At 31.5% G+C, this 18687-nt stretch carries 19 protein-coding genes; 13 read left to right on the forward strand and 6 right to left on the reverse strand.

Annotation, left to right across the window (positions count from 1 at the left end; all coding sequences use genetic code 11):
• The first annotated feature begins 50 nt into the window (after positions 1–50).
• From QM746_RS06045 to miaA, 7 genes are all read left to right on the forward strand, one after another.
• Positions 51–566, forward strand: coding sequence for a YMGG-like glycine zipper-containing protein (locus QM746_RS06045; protein WP_414983394.1), 516 nt, complete (start codon positions 51–53; stop codon positions 564–566).
• Positions 567–622: 56 nt separating this feature from the next.
• Positions 623–2242, forward strand: a complete 1620-nt coding sequence (locus tag QM746_RS06050; RefSeq protein ID WP_414983395.1) for an LIC_10190 family membrane protein — start codon at positions 623–625, stop codon at positions 2240–2242.
• A gap of 42 nt (positions 2243–2284) precedes the next feature.
• Positions 2285–3346, forward strand: a complete 1062-nt coding sequence (gene aroC, locus QM746_RS06055) for a chorismate synthase (protein ID WP_414983396.1) — start codon at positions 2285–2287, stop codon at positions 3344–3346.
• Between the two features lie 11 nt (positions 3347–3357).
• Complete coding sequence (locus QM746_RS06060) at positions 3358–3918, forward strand: thioredoxin family protein (RefSeq protein ID WP_414983397.1); 561 nt, start codon at positions 3358–3360, stop codon at positions 3916–3918.
• A gap of 77 nt (positions 3919–3995) precedes the next feature.
• On the forward strand, positions 3996–4553 hold the full coding sequence (locus tag QM746_RS06065) for a TlpA family protein disulfide reductase (RefSeq protein ID WP_414983398.1): 558 nt from the start codon (positions 3996–3998) through the stop codon (positions 4551–4553).
• An 83-nt stretch (positions 4554–4636) separates the two neighbouring features.
• Positions 4637–4975, forward strand: a complete 339-nt coding sequence (locus QM746_RS06070) for a YkvA family protein (protein ID WP_414983399.1) — start codon at positions 4637–4639, stop codon at positions 4973–4975.
• 370 nt (positions 4976–5345) lie between these two features.
• Positions 5346–6242: a tRNA (adenosine(37)-N6)-dimethylallyltransferase MiaA gene (gene miaA, locus QM746_RS06075; RefSeq protein ID WP_414983400.1), complete on the forward strand. Its 897-nt coding sequence runs from the start codon at positions 5346–5348 to the stop codon at positions 6240–6242.
• Positions 6243–6297: 55 nt separating this feature from the next.
• Here the strand turns inward: miaA and QM746_RS06080 are convergent, their stop codons facing one another.
• The 3 genes from QM746_RS06080 to QM746_RS06090 form a co-directional block, all read right to left on the reverse strand.
• On the reverse strand, positions 6298–6534 hold the full coding sequence (locus QM746_RS06080; protein WP_414983401.1) for a hypothetical protein: 237 nt from the start codon (positions 6532–6534) through the stop codon (positions 6298–6300).
• A gap of 233 nt (positions 6535–6767) precedes the next feature.
• Positions 6768–7145 (reverse strand): hypothetical protein, encoded by a 378-nt coding sequence (locus QM746_RS06085; protein WP_414983402.1) that lies wholly within the window; start codon positions 7143–7145, stop codon positions 6768–6770.
• Positions 7146–7149: 4 nt separating this feature from the next.
• A complete protein-coding gene (locus QM746_RS06090; protein WP_414983403.1) occupies positions 7150–7725 on the reverse strand; it encodes an RNA polymerase sigma factor in 576 nt (191 codons plus the stop codon).
• Between the two features lie 128 nt (positions 7726–7853).
• Here QM746_RS06090 and QM746_RS06095 point away from each other — a divergent pair, with 128 nt between their 5' ends.
• Positions 7854–8414: a thioredoxin family protein gene (locus QM746_RS06095; RefSeq protein ID WP_414983404.1), complete on the forward strand. Its 561-nt coding sequence runs from the start codon at positions 7854–7856 to the stop codon at positions 8412–8414.
• 57 nt (positions 8415–8471) lie between these two features.
• On the opposite strand, the gene QM746_RS06100 is transcribed toward QM746_RS06095, so the two are convergent.
• On the reverse strand, positions 8472–9107 hold the full coding sequence (locus tag QM746_RS06100; protein ID WP_414983405.1) for an MBL fold metallo-hydrolase: 636 nt from the start codon (positions 9105–9107) through the stop codon (positions 8472–8474).
• 83 nt (positions 9108–9190) lie between these two features.
• Between QM746_RS06100 and QM746_RS06105 the strand changes: the two genes are divergently transcribed.
• Both QM746_RS06105 and QM746_RS06110 read left to right on the forward strand, forming a co-directional pair.
• Complete coding sequence (locus QM746_RS06105) at positions 9191–10399, forward strand: type IX secretion system plug protein domain-containing protein (protein WP_414983406.1); 1209 nt, start codon at positions 9191–9193, stop codon at positions 10397–10399.
• Between the two features lie 257 nt (positions 10400–10656).
• Positions 10657–12609, forward strand: a complete 1953-nt coding sequence (locus QM746_RS06110; protein WP_414983407.1) for a M4 family metallopeptidase — start codon at positions 10657–10659, stop codon at positions 12607–12609.
• Positions 12610–12688: 79 nt separating this feature from the next.
• Here the strand turns inward: QM746_RS06110 and hemH are convergent, their stop codons facing one another.
• Complete coding sequence (hemH, locus tag QM746_RS06115) at positions 12689–13726, reverse strand: ferrochelatase (protein WP_414983408.1); 1038 nt, start codon at positions 13724–13726, stop codon at positions 12689–12691.
• A 75-nt stretch (positions 13727–13801) separates the two neighbouring features.
• Positions 13802–14680 (reverse strand): NifU family protein, encoded by an 879-nt coding sequence (locus QM746_RS06120; RefSeq protein ID WP_414983409.1) that lies wholly within the window; start codon positions 14678–14680, stop codon positions 13802–13804.
• Between the two features lie 156 nt (positions 14681–14836).
• Between QM746_RS06120 and QM746_RS06125 the strand changes: the two genes are divergently transcribed.
• The 3 genes from QM746_RS06125 (at position 14837) to QM746_RS06135 (ending at position 18655) form a co-directional block, all read left to right on the forward strand.
• Positions 14837–15358, forward strand: coding sequence for a gamma carbonic anhydrase family protein (locus tag QM746_RS06125; protein ID WP_414983410.1), 522 nt, complete (start codon positions 14837–14839; stop codon positions 15356–15358).
• A gap of 186 nt (positions 15359–15544) precedes the next feature.
• The gene (locus QM746_RS06130; protein WP_414983411.1) at positions 15545–16087 is read left to right on the forward strand and encodes a GNAT family N-acetyltransferase; all 543 of its coding nucleotides are present in this window, start codon (positions 15545–15547) and stop codon (positions 16085–16087) included.
• A 432-nt stretch (positions 16088–16519) separates the two neighbouring features.
• Positions 16520–18655, forward strand: a complete 2136-nt coding sequence (locus QM746_RS06135; RefSeq protein WP_414983412.1) for a helix-turn-helix domain-containing protein — start codon at positions 16520–16522, stop codon at positions 18653–18655.
• The last annotated feature ends 32 nt before the right edge of the window (positions 18656–18687 follow it).

Genomic DNA, 18687 nt, shown 5'->3' on the forward strand with positions numbered 1-18687 from the left:
ATTTTTGTGATTTTTGATTTTAAAATGTTAGTAATTTAAAATCTATAGTTATGAAAAATGTTATATTGGCAACCGCTTTATCTCTTTTTGTGATAACGGCTTGTGAAAAATCAGACAATCAGGCAACGGTAAATAAAATAGAACAACAAAAATTACAAGTTCAGAAACAACAAATTCTACTCGAAAAACAAAAGTTAGAACTCGAAAAAGAAAAAATAGCTTACGAGACCAAACAGAAAGAAGATAGTTTAGCAAAAGTAGAAACTGAAAAACAAAAATTAGCAACGGCTAAAACCAATACAGTTTATAAAGACAGAACGGTTTACCGTAATTCTTATGGCAGCAATGTAAGCAATTCTACATCTTCGCAGGCTACAACTCAGAAAACAGGAATGAGTAAAGCCGCAAAAGGTACTATAATTGGTACTGTAGGAGGAGCTGCTGCTGGTGCAATTATTAGCAAAAAAAATAGAGGAGCAGGTGCTGTAATTGGCGGAATTTTGGGTGGAGCTACAGGTTATACCATTGGTAGAACTCAAGATAAAAAGGATGGAAGAGTACAATAATTAAGGATAATTTAAAATATATTTAAAAGATTGCTTATTTTTAAGCAATCTTTTTTATGCTGTATATTTTACTTTCTATAATTATAATTTTACCTGTTTTAGCAGGTTTCGGAGAAATTTTCCAAAAAATTTTTGGTGAAATGAGGTCTACTTTTTCGGCAAAAATTTTTTCGGGAATTTTTTCTTTGGCAATGTTGTGGCAAATATTGGTGTTTTTTATTCCGCTGAATATTTGGGTAGAAAGTGTAAGTTTAATAATTGGATTTTTGGCGTTTTTCTATTTTAAAATTTACAGAAGTCTTAAAAATTTTTCTAAAAACGAAGTCTTTAAGTTGTCTTTGTTATTAATAATTGTCATATTTTCAGGAAGTTATTATCCTTTTATTTTAGACCATTTTGGATATTACGTTCCAAGTATCAATTGGCTTTCGGAATTTGGCTTAACAAAAGGCTTGGCAAATCTTAATTTAATCTATGCTCAAATGTCGGTTTGGCATGTTTTTCAGGCAGGTTTTTCAAATGTTTCGGATGTGTTTTTAAGAATTAATGTCGTTTTTTTAATCGCATTTTTCATTTATATATTTGAAAAAAAAATGTGGATTTTACTTTTTATTTCGCCAGTTTTTTTATTGTTTTTGCAATCTCCGAGTCCAGATTTACCAGCAATTGTATTGTCTTTAATTATTTTAAATGAAATCATCAAAGGAAACCGAAATTTCAAGTTGCTTTTTGCTTTTTCCGTTTTTGTTTTTACCATAAAACCAACCATGATTTGGCTTCCAATGTTTGTTTTTCTGTACTTTTTCAAGAGAGAAAATCTTAAATTTCTATGGCTTGGAATTTTAGTTGGGTTGATTTACATTTTCAAGAATATTTGGTTGTTTGGTTATCCATTTTTTCCAGTTCAGATTGGTAATTTTGGCGTTTCTTGGTTGCCAAATTCAGAAATTTTGAAATATTCTTCCGAAGTTGCAATTGCTAAAACGTATGATTTGCAATATTCAATTTCTGAAATTCAAAAATTCACTTTTTGGGATTATATTTTCAATTGGTTTACTTTACATTCTTACAAAAAATACATTCACATTCTATTTGTTTTATCGCTAATTTTCTTTGGTTTTTTCACGTTTAAAAAGAGAGATAAGTTAACGACCATTTTATTTGCTTCAATTCTTCTGAAAAGCTTTTTAGTGCTCGTTTTTTCGGCGCAATATAGATTTTTTATTGATGTGTTTTTTGTTGTATTTTTAATCGTTTTTAATGATAGAGTAAAAGAGAAATTAGCATTGTTTAATTTTAGTTTTGGAGCTGTGATTATTTTGTTTTTGATGAGTTTTCCTCAAATTTTACAATCTAAAGTTTCCTCATTTAAACTAGGTTATTATATGCAGGGATTTGTCAAAACTCAATTTTATAAACCAGCTTATTTTGAGCTAAATTCTTACAAAACTTTTAAAATAGGGAATTTAGATTTCAATGTTCCTAATTACGATTTATGTTTTGATACGCCTCAACCTGCACTTTCGCCAGATGCTGTAAAAAAATATTTTGAAGCAGGCATTTTTCCTCAAAAAATTACAGAAAATCTAAAAGATGGTTTCACTTGGAAGAAACTTTCTAAAGATGAAAAGGAAAAATTGAAAATAATAATTTCTTCTTTAGAGAAAAAGCGTTAACACATTACCTAATTTTCACATTATCTCATTACCTTTGCTTTTATGAATAATTTAGGAAATTTTCTTACACTTTCTACCTTTGGCGAAAGTCACGGAATTGCTTATGGCGGAATTGTTACCAATTTTCCTGCCGGAATTGAACTCAATTTTGAAGAGATTCAACATCAGTTAGACCGTAGAAAACCTGGGCAAAGTGCTATTGTTACTCAGAGAAAAGAGAGTGATACTGTGCAATTTCTTTCCGGAACTTTCGAAGGAAAATCTACTGGTACACCCATTGGTTTTGTAATTTATAACGAAAATCAAAAATCTAAAGATTACGACCATATTAAAGATAATTACAGACCTTCTCACGCAGATTTCACGTACGACCAAAAATTTGGAATTCGTGACCATAGAGGTGGCGGAAAATCTTCGGCTCGCGAAACCATCAATTGGGTTGCAGCAGGAGCTTTGGCGAAACATATTTTGCCAAAAAATGTAGAAATTAATGCTTACGTTTCTTCGGTAGGAGAAATTTTCTGCGAAAAACCTTACCAAGATTTAGATTTTTCTAAAATTGATGATAATGATGTTCGTTGTCCGGATGCAGAAACTGCCGAAAAAATGATTGCCAGAATTAAAGAAATTAAAAAAGAAGGCAACACCATTGGCGGAACTATAACTTGTGTCATTAAAAATCTACCTATCGGAATTGGTGAACCCATTTTCCTGAAATTACAAGCAGAATTGGGAAAAGCAATGATGAATATCAACGCTGCAAAAGGTTTTGAGTATGGAAGTGGTTTTTGTGGTGCAAAAATGACGGGTAAAGAACACAACGACCTTTTCAACGAGGATTTTACTACAAAAACAAATCTTTCAGGCGGTATTCAAGGTGGAATTTCTAACGGAATGGATATTTATTTCCGAGTGGCTTTTAAACCAATTGCGACTATTTTAAGACCTCAAGAAAGTTTTGATAAATACGGAAATCCTATCATTGTTGAGGGAAAAGGAAGACACGATCCTTGCGTGTTGCCAAGAGCTGTTCCTGTGGTGGAAAATTTGGCAGCTTTTGTTTTGGCGGACTTATTTTTGATGAATAAGATTCGTAGAATTTAAATCAAAAAAATATGAATAAATATTGGCAAAATTCCATCACTTTTGATGAATACATAAAAGAAACAGAACGCAGAATTGAAGTTCAAAATCCAGAAGACGACCATAACGAATATTATGAACTCGGACTTCAAAGAATGAATAGAACGCTTAAAACCTTCAAAATAGACGAAGAACAATTGAATGTTTTGAAATCTAAAAATTTTACTGGGAAAATTCTCATTATTTCGGAACCTTGGTGTGGAGATGCTAGCGCAACTGTTCCTGCGGTTACAAAGTTTTTTGAAGCAGCAAATGTAGAAGTGAAAATCTTTTTGAAAGATTCAGACCATTCTCTTATTGAACAATTCTTAACCAACGGAACTCAATCTATTCCTAAAATTTTAATTTTAAACGAAAATTTTGAAGTCAAAAATGTTTGGGGACCAAGACCACAATTCGGGAATGATTTGTTGAAAAAATTCAAAGAAAATCCAGAAACTTATCCTCGAGAAGAATTTTATAACGATTTGCAAGTGTATTATGCCAAAAATCGTGGTAAAGATGCAATTGAAGAATTGCTAGAACTACTTTAGTTAGAAGAGTTTTCCTCTTTCGGAAGGGACGAAAAATTTTGGTTTCAAAAAAAATATCAAATCAACACATCAAAAAAATGAATTTTTTTAAAAAAAACTGGTTCTTTTTATTGTTAGCAGCTTTATTAGTTGTTTTTTTATCGGTGCCAGATTTAAGAAATTTTGTTAAAGAACAGATTACCAGTAGTGCTTCTTTGAAAAAAGTTGAAAACGAAGTTACATTTACACCAGAAGAAATGAATCTTCAATTAAAAGGCGTGAATGTTCCAGATGCTAATTTGGCAGATTTCAAAGATAAAGTTGTTTTCTTAAATTTTTGGGGAACTTGGTGTCCGCCTTGTAGAGCAGAATTTCCAAGCATCCAAAAATTATACGATTCTAAAAAAGATAAAGTACAGTTTGTACTTATCGCCATGCAAGACCAAGAAGCAAGCGTAAGAAAATTTTTAGCAGAAAATAAATATACAACACCAGTTTATTTGGCTAAAACTCCTATTGCCGAAAAAATGCTTCCCAAATCTTTTCCTACTACTTATATTTTAGGAAAAAATGGCAGAATTCTAAAAAAAGAAGAATATGCAAGCGACTGGAATTCAGATTCTATTCATCAATTTATAGATACAGTTTCTAAATAAAAGCTGTGTTTTTAATCGTCAAAAACTTTGGCAAATATTTTGATGATTAAACAATAACCAAGTACAAAATATTAATATAAAAGATGAAAAAAATTCTTGTGCTTTTTAAGGCATTTGGAAGAAACGGATTGTTTGCCAAAGTACCACATCTTATCCGAATGGTAAAAGCTGCAAAAAAAGGTGATTATAAAATGGATGTAAAATCAATTTTAATTCCATCAATCACAATAATTTATATTCTTTCACCGTTAGATATTATCCCAGATTGGATTCCTGTGGTTGGCGCTTTAGACGATTTTGGACTTCTGGCGCTCACAATTCCTTTTATTATGAAGGAGTTAGACAAATTTATCGCTTGGGAAAACGAGCAAAAAATTAAAGTAAGCGAAAATGAAGTGATAGACGCTGAAATTATTGAATAAGATTTTCATTTGTGTTTTTTATAAGTCGTTTCATTCTTTATTGTTTGAAGCGATTTTTTTTTGCGCATTATTTTTCAACAGATATTCACTTTCAGTCCGCCTACAGCTCTCGCTTTTTTATGATTTTAACCACAACAAAACCCTTTCTGCGTAAATTTTCTATCCGCATAAACGCAAAAAGGGTATCCAGAAAAATCATAAAAAGAGCTCCGCTTCCGTCGGTGCGAGTTCACTTTACCGTTATATTTAGAAATTTCCATTATTTTTGCATTTTAATTTGTAGGATGTTAGATGCGGGAAGTTTCTTGCGAAATTTTTAATCATAATTAAAATAACATCCATCATCAAACGTCAAACATCAAACAATAAATTGAAAACCCTCATTTCCATTATCGGCTCTACGGGAATTGGCAAAACAAAGCTTGCCATCGAAGTTGCAAAACATTTTGATACAGAAATTATTTCTTGCGATTCCAGACAGTTTTTTAAAGAAATGAAAATAGGAACAGCAATGCCTTCAAAAGAAGAGTTAGAAGCGGTGAAGCATCATTTTGTGGGTAATCTTTCGGTTGCAGATTATTATTCAATAGGGCAATACGAAGAAGATGCTTTAAAGAAAATTGAAGAGCTTTTTCAAGAAAAAGATACAGTAGTTTTGGTTGGAGGTAGCATGATGTACGAAAAAGCAGTAGCCGAAGGTCTTAATGATTTGCCAACAGCTAATGTAGAAAATCAACAAAAATTAGAAAAAATCTGGAAAGAAGAAGGGTTAGAAAAACTTCAGGAAATTCTTAAAAATTTAGACGAAGAATATTTCAATATCGTGCACAAAGAAAATCCAAGAAGATTACTTAGAGCGATTGATGTAATTTGGCAAACAGGTAGTAAATTTTCTGAACTTACCGCCGAACCTACTAAAAAACGGAGTTTTCAAGTTCATAGAATTGGCATTAAAGCACCAAGAGAAATAATGTACGAAAGAATTAATCTCAGAGTTGATAAAATGCTAGAACAAGGTTTGCTAGAGGAGGTTAAGACATTAGTTCAATACAAAGATTTGGTGCCACTTCAAACGGTAGGTTACACCGAAATTTTTAAATATTTAGACGGAACTTGGGATTTAGATTTTGCAATTGAAGAAATTAAGAAAAATTCTCGCCGTTATGCAAAACGCCAAGAAACTTGGAACAAAAAAGTTGAAAATGTTACTTGGCTCAATTATGATTATTCTGAGGAAGATTTAGAAGAAATTTTTAAAAACATATAACAAAAGCACCGAAATTTCGGTGCTTTCTAGTGATTAGTTGTTGAATGTATGATATTTATGAATTGGATTCTGGTGTACGTTGTCTCCAGTGTTTTCTGAAATCTCCATTTTGAAAATCTTCTTTGAATTTTGAGAATTCTTCGTCACTCATGTTTCTCACTTTGTCTAAAAAAGACATTCTTTTTTGTTTGAAATTTTTACATTTTCCATCTTTTTCGCAATGTCTTTTTGCTAATTTCGCAATGCTAATTACTGCTACAGTAGCTAATGCTACTTTCCAAAAATTTTTCATAATTTTAAAATGTTATTTGTTGTTGTTTCTTTTTATAGTAAGACGATTAGTTGAGTTTTTTACTTTAAAATATTTTATATTTTTTTTCAACTGCCTTACATTTATTATGACGAATAATTAATTTTTTTACTTTAATAAATTGTCAAAAAAAACGTATTTTGTTTTAGAAATTATAAATTCGTTTTTAGGCATAAAAAAAACGGACAAAAGTCCGTTCTTATTAACCATATAATTTAGCATCTTCCTCTAAATCTGTCTTTCCATTTTTGTCTGAAATTTTCTCGTTCTTCATCACTCATATTCATAAATTTATCTCTAAGAGCTTCTTTCATAGAAGATTTGTTATCGTTATTGTTGCAACAGTTTTTGAAATGTTTTTTCATCATTTGGTGCTTTTTATGATGATGATTTCCACCTCTTTTGAAGCCTCCAAAAAGCAGTTTGCACAGAATAAAAATTCCAACAGCTTGCCAATAAGTGATGTTTTTTACACCAATTATTTCAGGTAAAATACCATTCCAAAGCAGCATTACGATGTAAGGCAATAGAAATAGGGCTGAAATAAAAAGCAGTGCTATCAAAAATTTTCCTTTTTTATGTTGTGTGTTCATAGTGTTAAAAATTAATTTCTTTGTATAAGTTATGAAGTTTTTTTCTAAGATGTTTTACAGCGTATCCTTTTCTGCTAATAATGGTTTTGAGGTTTTCTCCTTTTTGGTCTGCAATTTCCTGAAGTGTGAAATCTTCTATCTCATTCAGAAGAAAAACTTCTCTTTGGCTTTCGGGCAAAGCTTCCAAAGCATTCATCAGTTGATTCCAAAATTCTTCTTTAAACATTGCCAATTCTGGACTTGCGTTTTCGTCTAAAAGCAAAATTTCTTTAAAAGAGATTTCGTTTTCATCATTTTCATACGTAAAATCTTCTAGGTTTTCGGTTTTCTTTTTCCGGTAATTGTCTGTTACTCTGTTTTGAGCCACTCTATAAAGCCAAGCGCTCACGTTTTCTAGTTCGTCTAGATTACTTAATCTGCTAAATTGATACCAAACATCTTGAAGAATGTCTTCAGCTTCTTCTGTTGTTTTTACTTTTCCACGAATAAATCCGAACAATTTTTTACCAAATTGCTGAACTGTTTCCGCTATTGAAAAGTTTCTCTCTTGAGTCATAGAAGCTGTAGAAATCGTCTCCATATTTCGTAAGACGATTAAAATTTAATTTTACTTTAAGAAAACTTTAAAATTTTTAAAGACAAATGTAGTTTTTAAATTTTGTATTTTTGCCTTAATAAATTATCAACAAACATTTATCAAATAAAATTATGGCAAATACACCTTCTAATATGCTTGATTTAGGTACTAAAGCACCTTTTTTTGAACTTCCGAATCCTTCTAAAAGCAATGAAATTCAATCTTTAGAAGATTTGAAAGGCGAAAAAGGAACCTTGGTGATTTTTATGTGCAATCACTGTCCGTTTGTATTGCATGTAATTGATAAACTTACAGAACTTTACGAAGATTACAACGAAAAAGGAATAGAATTTATCGCAATTTCGGCTAACGATGTAGAAAAATATCCTGCAGATTCTCCAGAAAAAATGATAGAATTTCAAATTGAAAGAAAATTTGACTTTCCTTATCTGTATGACGAAAGCCAAGCAGTTGCTAAAGCTTATGATGCGGCTTGTACGCCAGATTTTTATTTCTTCGATGATAAATTAGATTTAATCTACAGAGGTCAAATGGATGATTCTAGACCTGGAAATCAAAAAGAAATTACAGGCGAAGATTTAATTATCGCTTTTGAAAATTTATTATCTGGAAATCCACAAGAAGAAATTCAGAAACCAAGTATTGGTTGCAATATCAAATGGAAAGAGTAATTTTTCATCTTAAAAAATAGAAAAGAGCCAAATAAAATGGCTCTTTTTTTATGTTTTTTAGAAAAAAGGATTATTATTTTTTTCGAAACCAATTTGGGTAGGTTTTCCGTGTCCGCTGTAAACTTCTGTTTCTTCGGGAAGTGTGAAAAGTTTATTTTTAATACTTTCTAAAAGTTGAGAATGATTACCTCTATACAAATCTGTTCTGCCAATACTTCCTTGGAAAAGTGCATCTCCTGAAATTACAAATTTTTGATTTTCGTTGTAGAAAGCAATACTTCCCGGCGAATGTCCTGGTACAAACAGAATTTTCAGTTCATCTTCGTCTAAAAATACAGAATCTCCATCATTTAAAAACTCAATGTCACCTTTAAAAGGAATAAATTCAAAGCCATAATTTCTTGCAGACATAGGGTTTCTATCGAGTATTTCTTGGTCTTCTTTGTGCATTTTTACGGGAACTTTGTAAGTGTCAAAAGCCCACTGCAAGCCCAAAACATGGTCTATGTGAGCATGAGTAAGTAAAATATTTTTAATGGTGATTTCTTTTTTTTCTATAAATTTTTGTAAAGTTTCGGTTTCTCTGTCGTTCCAATTTCCGGGGTCTATAATGTAACCAGTTTTGTTGTCGTTATAGATTATGTAAGTGTTTTCGGAGAATGGGTTGAAAGGAAAAATTTGAATATTGAGCATAGTGGATTTTTAATTTTCAAATTTAGGAATTTTCGTTCTCTTACATTTCAATATTTTGGTTCGATTTTCGTTATCTTCGTAATATGAAACATCTAAAATTCTTTTTATTGCTTTTACCAATTTTGTTTTCTGCTCAGATAATTAGCGGAGTGCAACTTTTTAATCCTCAAACCAATGACGAAACTCCGGTTATAAAATTTGGCGAACAGCTCATTTTAAATTTTGATGATTTGAATAATAGCAGTACGGTTTATAAATATACCATAAAACATTTGGATAGAAATTGGCAAGATGACGGTTTGTTTTTTACAGAATTTGCCAAAGGAAATTTGAATGGTTTGATACAAAATTATCAATATTCATTCAATACCAACCAAAGATATACGCATTATACACTCAACTTTCCGAATGATAAAATGCAACCAAAACTTTCTGGTAATTATGAATTGATTGTTTTTCTGGATTCTGCATCTAGACCTTTGTTTAAAAAGAGGTTTTGTGTGGTGGAAGATGGTGCTTCTGTAGGGGTTAATATTTCCAGATTTGCAGATGCAAAAAGACCTGATATTAACCAAAGAGTGGAAGTGGCAGTGGTTTCTAATCAGGCAGATGTTTTGGCAAATATCAATTCTATTAGCTTAAATGTTATTCAGAATAATAATTTCAATATGGGAGTTTTTAATTTGAAATCAAATTCTTTGATGGGAAATAAAATCCTTTTTCAGCAATTGGATTTGGTTTTCCCAGGGAATAATGAGTTTTATTATTTTGATAATAAAATTATAGATCAGCCATTTGATGCGGTAGCAAGTGTTTTGAACAATCAAGAAGGTAATCATACTTATTTGCATTCGGTATGGGCATATCCGCTTAATTATCAATATCAACCAGACGTAAATGGCGCTTTCTATTTTAGAAGAAACGATTTAGGAATTGAGAGAAATGCAGACACAGAAGGAGATTATTCTTGGGTTTATTTTTCTGTAGATTCAGAAAAAATAGATAAAGAACTCTTTGTTTTAGGAGCTTTTAACGATTTTAATCCATCAGATGAGAATAAAATGATTTATGATGAAAATGCCAAAAAATATATTGCCAAAATTTATCTGAAGCAAGGTTTTTACAATTACATTATTGCTACAAAAGATGGTTCTGGTAATTTGAATTTTGGAGAAATTAACGGAAGTTTTTGGCAAACCGAGAATCTATATCAAGCTTTTATATATTACCAAGCATTCGGTAAAAATTATGATGGTTTGGTGGGTTATGGAGAATATAGAAGAGGTAGGTGATGTTATTTTATATGTCTCGAAATAAGAAAAATAGTAAATTATTCATATTAATTTGCTGTTTTTTTTGTTTTAAGTTCATTTTTTTGAAGAAAATATTGTGAAATGTATTTTATAATATGCTGATTTTCTTATTGTTGTGTTTTTGTGAAAGTAAAATTTTTTTAAAATTAATGATTTGTTAAAAAATTCATAATAAAATTTGATTTTTTGTGAAAATAATTTCTATATTCGTATTGTTAATTAAAAATATAGATTTTATGAAGATTAAATTTACTCTCGCGGCAAGCGTAGTTGCCGCCTCATTTGCATTTGGCCAAAATTCTCCAGCAAAACTTGTTTCTGGTAAAGCAGATATGTATGCGCAGCATGTTAGATTCGAAACATCTAAAGCTCCAGAATTCAAAGGGAAGCCTTTAGCTTTCGACGAAACTTCAAAAACCATGGTAGAACTTGCTGGTAGTAAGTTAAGAACTGAAAAAGATGCCTTAGGTTTTGAAAATCACAAATTTCAACAGACAATTAACGGTATTCCTGTAGAGTATGGTGTAATGAATGTTTTGGTTAAAAACAATAAAGTAATTAGCCAAAATGGTGAATGGTTTAAAGGTTTGCCTTCTTCATTGTCAACAGAAAAAAGAGTTACCATTTCTGAAGCTAATGCTTTAGGTAGTGCGTTGGCTTATGTTGGAGCTAGTTCTTATAAATGGCAAGATGCAGAAGAGGAGGCTTTTTTGAAAAAAGAATCTAATGATAAAACTGCAACTTATTATCCAAAAGGAAGTTTAGTTTATTATTCAGACCCTAATAATCCAGATTCTAAAAAAATTAAGTTGGCTTATAAATTTGTAGTATATGCTGCTGAGCCACTTAGTAAACAAGAAGTTTTTGTAGATGCAAAAAGTGGAGCAGTACTTGGAGCAAATGCTTTAATACACGAAACTAATGCTACTGGAACTGCGGTAACAGCTTATAGTGGGACTCAAACTATTACTACAGACCAAGTGAGTAGTACTTCTTATAGATTAAGAGAAACTGGAAGAGCGGGTGGAACTGCTGTAGAAACTTACAATTTGAAAAAAGGAACTACTTATTCTAGAGCTACAGATTTTACAGATACAGATAATACTTGGAATAACGTAAATACAAGTTTAGATCAATATGCTACAGATGCGCATTGGGGAGCTGAAAAAACGGTAGATTACTTCTGGACAAAATTTGGAAGAAAAAGTATAGATGATAATAATTTTGCTATCAAATCTTATGTACATTATTCTAGAAATTATTTTAATGCATTTTGGGATGGTAGTAGAATGACTTATGGAGATGGTAGTTCTACTAATGGTAATAAACCACTTACAGCATTAGATGTTTGTGGTCACGAAATTACACACGGATTAACTTCTTTCACTGCAAATTTAGCTTATCAAAAAGAGTCGGGAGCTTTAAATGAAGGTTTTTCGGATATTTTTGGAAACTCTATTGAATTGTGGGCAAGACCTTCTAATGCTTCTTGGAAGCTGGGTGAAGATTTCAATTATGTAATTAGAGATATGGCAAATCCTAACTCGTATAGTCAGCCAGATACATATCAAGGTACTTATTGGAAAACAACAAGTTGTACACCGTCTTCTACTAATGATTATTGCGGAGTACATACCAATTCTGGAGTGCTTAACTTCTGGTATTATTTATTAGCAAGTGGTGGCTCTGGTACTAATGATAAAGGTTTTGTTTATAGTGTTTCTGGTTTAGGTTTAGATAAAGCAGCAGCTATTGCTTACAGAACTCTTACTACATATCTTACATCTTCTTCTACTTATGCTGATGCCAGAACTTATTCTCTGCAATCTGCATCAGATTTATATGGCGCAAGTAGTAACGAAGTAACTCAAACTACCAATGCTTGGGATGCTGTAGGAGTTGGTGGTGGAACTGCACCAGCTGCAGCGGCTACAACTACAACTGCTGTTGCTTCAGTTTACAAAGTAGCTTCTAATAATAATAACGTTTTAGTGAATTTTGATAGCAAAACTACTGATGTTAGAACTGTAGAATTAATTAGTGTTACAGGTAAAAAAGTAGCGGCAAAATCTGCAAAAGTTGTAGAAGGGACAAATAATGTAGAAATTGCATTCCCTTCAAATGCTCAATCTGGCGTTTATTTAGTTGTTGTAAACGGACAAAAGGCAGGTTCTGTAATTAAAAAATAAATATTTATTACATTGATACATTGAAAATGCGCTCAGGAATTATTTCTGAGCGCATTTATTATTTTATTATTATACTTTCTTAAAGTTCTTCTTCGCAAAGTTGTTTTACCACTTCTATCCATCGGTCTTCGTCGTTAAGACAAGGAATGTAATGGAAATTTTCTCCGCCAGCGTGTAAAAATTCTTCTTTTCCTTCTACCGAAATTTCTTCCAAAGTTTCCAAGCAATCACTTACAAAAGCAGGACAAACAATTGCCAAATTCTTAACTCCATTTTTTGGTAAATTTTCTAAAGTTTCATCGGTGTAAGGTTCTATCCACTTGTCTTTTCCTAATCTCGATTGGAAGGTAGATTTTACTTGACTGTCTTCTAAACCTAATTTTTGCTTCACCAATTCAGTGGTTTTTAAACATTGATGTCTATAGCAAAATTGATGAGAAGGATGGTCTTCTTTGAAGCAACAATCGCCAATTTTACAAGTTTTTGTAGGGTCGGTTTTATAAATGTGTCTTTCCGGAACGCCATGATAAGAAAATTGCAACAAATCAAAATTCTCTGGAAGCTTTTCTTTAATGCTTTCCGCCAAACAGTTTACATAAATATCTCTATTGTAGAAAGGTTTTACGTAATTTATTTTAATATTTGGAAAAAATTTAGCCTGAACTTCCTTTGCTTTTTCTACTACTGTTTCAGTTGTACTCATTGCATATTGAGGATAAAGCGGGAAAAGTACAATTTCTTCCACACCTTTTTCTACCAAACTTCTGATTCCGGTTTCTATGCTTGGTTCAGCGTATCTCATCCCAATTTCTACTGGAATATCAACCAATTTTTGTAATTTTTGTTGAATTTGTTTGGTGATAACGATTAAAGGCGAACCTTCATCTGTCCAAACGGTTTCATAAGCAGCAGCAGATTTTTTTGGTCGGGTTTTTAAGATAATTCCTCTTACCAATAAAGCACGGAAAAACCACCTGTAATCAATTACACGTTCGTCCATCAAGAACTCGTCTAGATATTCTTTTACGTCTTCTACTTTTGTAGATTTCGGCGAACCAAGATTTACGAGAAGTATTCCTTTTTTAGGGTTGTTGGTTGGTTGTTTGTCGGTATTCAAAATTTTGATTTTTTTATTTTATCGAATGCTATCAGTGTAAATACTAACAACCGACAACAATCAACTAAAAACTAATTATCCATTTACAGCTTCTACTTTTTCTACCAAATCTGGCAAAAAGTTTCTCAGCACTTGCTCTATTCCTCCTTTTAAAGTTGCTGTAGAACTTGGGCAACCGCTACAAGCGCCTTGTAGAAGCATTTTTGCAGTTTTGTGTTCTGCATCGTATTCTAAAAGAGAAATCTTTCCGCCATCATTTTCTACTGCTGGAGAAACATATTCCGTTAAAATATCCGAAATTTTTTGTTCATCATCAGTATATTCTCTATTGATGATTTTTTCTACAGGACTTTCGTGTTTCTGAGGTTCTATATTGCTAATTTTATTTCCACTTTGAAGAAATTCTGCCACTACATTTCTTACAGAAACCATCACTTCGTGCCATTGTACAGAATCATCTTTGGTTACGGCAACAAAATTTTCCGAAACAAAAACTTCTTTTACAAATTTGAATTCATCAAAAAGCACTTTTGCTAAAGGAACTTCTTCTGCTTCTTCTTTGGATTTTACTTCCACAAAACCGTCGAGTAAAAGTCTGTTACCTCCAAATTTCATTACTGCAGGATTTGGAGTCATTTCAGCAAAAATTTCGTATCTCTGTTGAGGTTTTTGTTTGTAAATTCTAGGATTTGCTAATAATTCGTCCTCAATTACATTTTTAAGGCTTTCTGCAATATGTTCCCATTCTACGTGGTCTTCTTTGGCTACTGCCACAAAATTTGCAGAAACGAAAATTTTAGAAACAAAAGGATAATTGAAAAGCTCTTGAGCCAAAGGAATTTCAGTGATGTCTGAAGTTCTGTCTAGCTCTAGTGAACCTGGAATTAAAGTATAATCTGCCACAAATTTCATTACATTTGGATTTGCGGTAGGTTCTATAAATATTTTTCGCATTTTTTACTTAAATTTGAGAGTACAAAAATAGGGAAAGGAAGTTAGATGTTGGAAGTTAGAAGTTAGATTTTTTCGATAATAGATATTTTTGAAGTCGGATATCGGAAGAAGGAAGTTAAAAAAATTGTAAATCATAAATTCAAAATCGTAATTAAAATGGCAATAATAAGAGAACTTTTAGGAAAAACTCCTAAAATAGGGGAAAATACTTTTTTAGCAGAAACCGCCGTCATTATTGGTGATGTAGAAATGGGCAAAGATTGCAGCATTTGGTACAACGCAGTGATAAGAGGAGATGTACATTATATAAAATTGGGGAATAAAGTAAACGTGCAAGACAATGTAATGTTGCATTGTACTTACGAAAAATTCCCTTTGAAAATTGGAAATAACGTTTCTATTGGGCATAATGCTTGTGTGCATGGTTGTACTATTCAAGATAATGTTTTGATAGGTATGGGCGCTATTGTGATGGACGATTGTTTAATAGAAAGCAATTCTATTATTGCTGCCGGAGCTGTAGTAACGCAAGGAACTCACGTTAAAACGGGTGAACTTTGGGCTGGCGTTCCAGCGGTGAAAATAAAAGATGTTTCTCAGCAGTTGCTAGAAGGTGAAATTAACAGAATTGCAAATAATTATGTGAAATATTCTTCGTGGTATAAAGAAAACTCATGATAGGGTTTATTATTTTTCTCCTTTTTTTCTTTTTTGTTTTACCAATAATTATTGTTTTTACTGTATATAAATTGTTGAAACAAAAAATTGATAAGAAATTTTTAATTCTTATTTGTTTGGCTATTATAATTTTTGAAGTTATTTTTTTTATTAAAACTTGGAATAATCTTGTACATTTAAAATAAAATGCAAACCTTCCCAACTCTTTCTACAAAAAGATTAGTTCTTTCTCAGCCTACAGTTGCTGATACAGAAGATGTTATTTTACAGATGAATTCTACTTCAGAAATTTCTGAAAATACATTAACGCTGCCTTTTCCGTATAAAAAAGAAAATGCAGATTTTTGGTTTCAAATGGCAGAATTTAGCTTTCAGAAAAATGAAGCTTTCATTTTTGGAATTCGTGAGAAAGAAAATTTAAAACTTATTGGCGCAGTAGGTTTGCATTTAGACAATTCTAACAATAAAGCCGAAGTGGGATATTGGCTTGGCAAGTCTTTTTGGAATAAAGGTTACGTTTCTGAAGCTTTACAAAAGGTTTTAAAATTTGGTTTTGAAGAATTGAATTTAAACAAAATCTACGCTTCTCATTTTCTTCACAATCCTGCTTCTGGCAAAGTTTTAGAAAAATGTGGTTTTGTTTTTGAAGCAGTACTTCAACAAGAAATTCTAAAAAATGGTAAATTTTATGACCTTTTTAGATATTGTATTTTAAAATCTAATTATTAAAAAAAGCTCAACAATTCTGCTGAGCTTTGGTTTATTGTTTCCCTTTAATCGAATGTAAACTGAAGTGGAAAAGAGGAAACAATATAGCAATAAATTGCTAAAACAGAATTCCTCTTGCCGAAAAATGTCTTATAAAAGACTACTAAAAATAATTGAATTCATAAAAACCCTTGTAACTCAATGTCTCAAAAATCTTATGCAGCCCTATTAACAAGAGAAATTCAAAAGATAAATAAAGAAATATTAATAAAGATGATTAATATCTGATTTTTCCTAAAAATTTACTTTGCAAAAGTACTAACATTATTCTATAAGTCAATTATGATTTATATCATCTATTGATTAATAGATTTTGTAAATTAATATTTTAGTTTCAATAGACTTGCATTCTAAATCGTTACCTCAAAAAAAATTACTAATTTTGATTTTAGAATGAATAATAATCTTTTTGACCTCCTAGAAAATACCAGCCGAAACATTTTTTTTACAGGAAAAGCAGGAACAGGAAAAACTACTTTTCTTAATAATTTTGTAAAAAAAACACGCAAAAAACACATTGTAGTGGCTCCTACAGGTATTGCTGCCATTAATGCTGGTGGCGTTACTATTCATTCTATGTTTGGGTTTCCGCTTAGAACTTTCGTCCCTACTTTAGACCGAATTGATGGTAATCTTGCCATGAATATTCCAGATTTGATGCAGCATTTTAAATATCGAAAAGATAAATTAAAATTGCTGAGAGAGGTAGAAGTAATCATTATAGATGAGGTTTCTATGTTGCGAGCCGATGTTTTAGATATGATGGATTTTTCTCTAAGACACATTAGGAGAAATCCTCAGAAATTTGGAGGCGTACAGATGCTTTTTATTGGAGATTTGTACCAGCTTCCGCCAGTTGTAAGAGACGAGAACGAATATATTATGAAAAAATATTACGCTTCTCCGTTCTTTTTTGATGCTTTTGCACTTCAGGATACCAATCTTCTTACAATTGAATTAACCAAAGTTTACAGGCAGACAGATGAAACTTTTCTTGAAATTTTAAATGAAATAAGAGACGGAAATCTTTCTACAGAACATTACGAAAAACTCCACGAAAGATTTCTCCCAGATTTTGAACCAAAAGAAGAATCTTACGTTTATCTCTCTTCTCATAATAGAATTGCAGATAATATTAATAGTAAAAAACTTGAAGAATTGGGCGGGAAATCTCACTTTTTCAAAGCGAGTATTGTTGGAGATTTTAAAGACAGTCAGTATCCTATAGACGAAACTTTAGAATTGAAAATTGGCGCTCAAATTATGTTTATCAGAAACGATGCTTCTCAAGAAAAGAAATATTTCAATGGTAAATTGGCAGAAGTAGTAGATTTAGATGAAGAAGAAATTTGGGTAAGAATAGATGGAGACAACGAAGATTACAAACTGAAAAAGGAAGTTTGGGAACAAAAAAAATATACTTTAGACGACCAAAAAAATATAGACGAACAAGTTTTGGGCAGTTTCGAGCAATATCCTGTTCGCTTGGCTTGGGCGGTTACCATTCATAAATCTCAAGGGCTTACTTTTGACAGATTGATGATAGATGCGGGGAAATCTTTCGCTTCGGGGCAAGTGTATGTTGCGCTTTCGCGTTGCAGAACTTTAGAAGGAATTGTGCTAAAATCTAAAATCACCAAAGATGTTATTTTTAGTGATAAAAGAGTTTCTCAGTTTCAAGATTCTACCAATGCAAACGATCAAATTGAAGAAATTTTAAATTCTGAAAAATATGATTATAGCATCCGAAAAGTTCTTAGATATTTAGATATAATTTGGATAAAAGATGCTTTAGAAACTTGGAATATAGCTTCTAAACAAAGCAAATTTGTAGATCAACAAAAAGCATATCAACTGTATTTTGCACTGAAAACATCTGCTGAGAATTTAACGGATATTTATCTTAAATTCGAGAAAATTATTTGGCAAAAAACTAAAAAGTTCATTCAAAATCAAGAAGAATGGAAAGAAATAGAATTTAAAGCAGAAGGTGCTGTAAATTTCTTTTTCGGGAAGGTAAACGAAGAAATTTTTAAGCCTTTTAAAGAATTTTATGCCGAAACAAAAGGCGTGAAAGGTTTAAAATTATACAACGAAGATACCAGAACGTTGCTAGATGATTTGGAAGAATATCTGAATGATTTAAAAAACGTACATTTGTTAGAGAAACCACTTTTCGACAAAAAAAATGACGAGAAAATTTCTACAAAAGTTCTGAAAATTCCAACACAAAATGTTACTTTTCAGTTGTTTGAACAAGGAAAATCTATTGGCGAAATTGCTAAAGAAAGAGGCGTTTTGGTACAGACAATTTTTGGACATTTGGCAAAATTTGTGGAAAATGGTTCTTTGGAGATTGAACGAATTGTAGCAAAAGAGTACATACAAGATTTTGAGATTTTTTTCAATACAAAATTCAAAGAAAATCCAGAAAAATATGAAAGTCTCAACGATTTAAAAAGAGATTTGCCTCACATGGAATTTCACGAATTAAGGGTTTTGAGAGATTATTTTAAAAATAATAGTTAGAAATTAGACGCTTATACTTCGTTCAGCGCGAA

Origin of the sequence: Cloacibacterium sp. (assembly GCF_047601505.1) — a bacterium.
GTDB lineage: Bacteria > Bacteroidota > Bacteroidia > Flavobacteriales > Weeksellaceae > Cloacibacterium.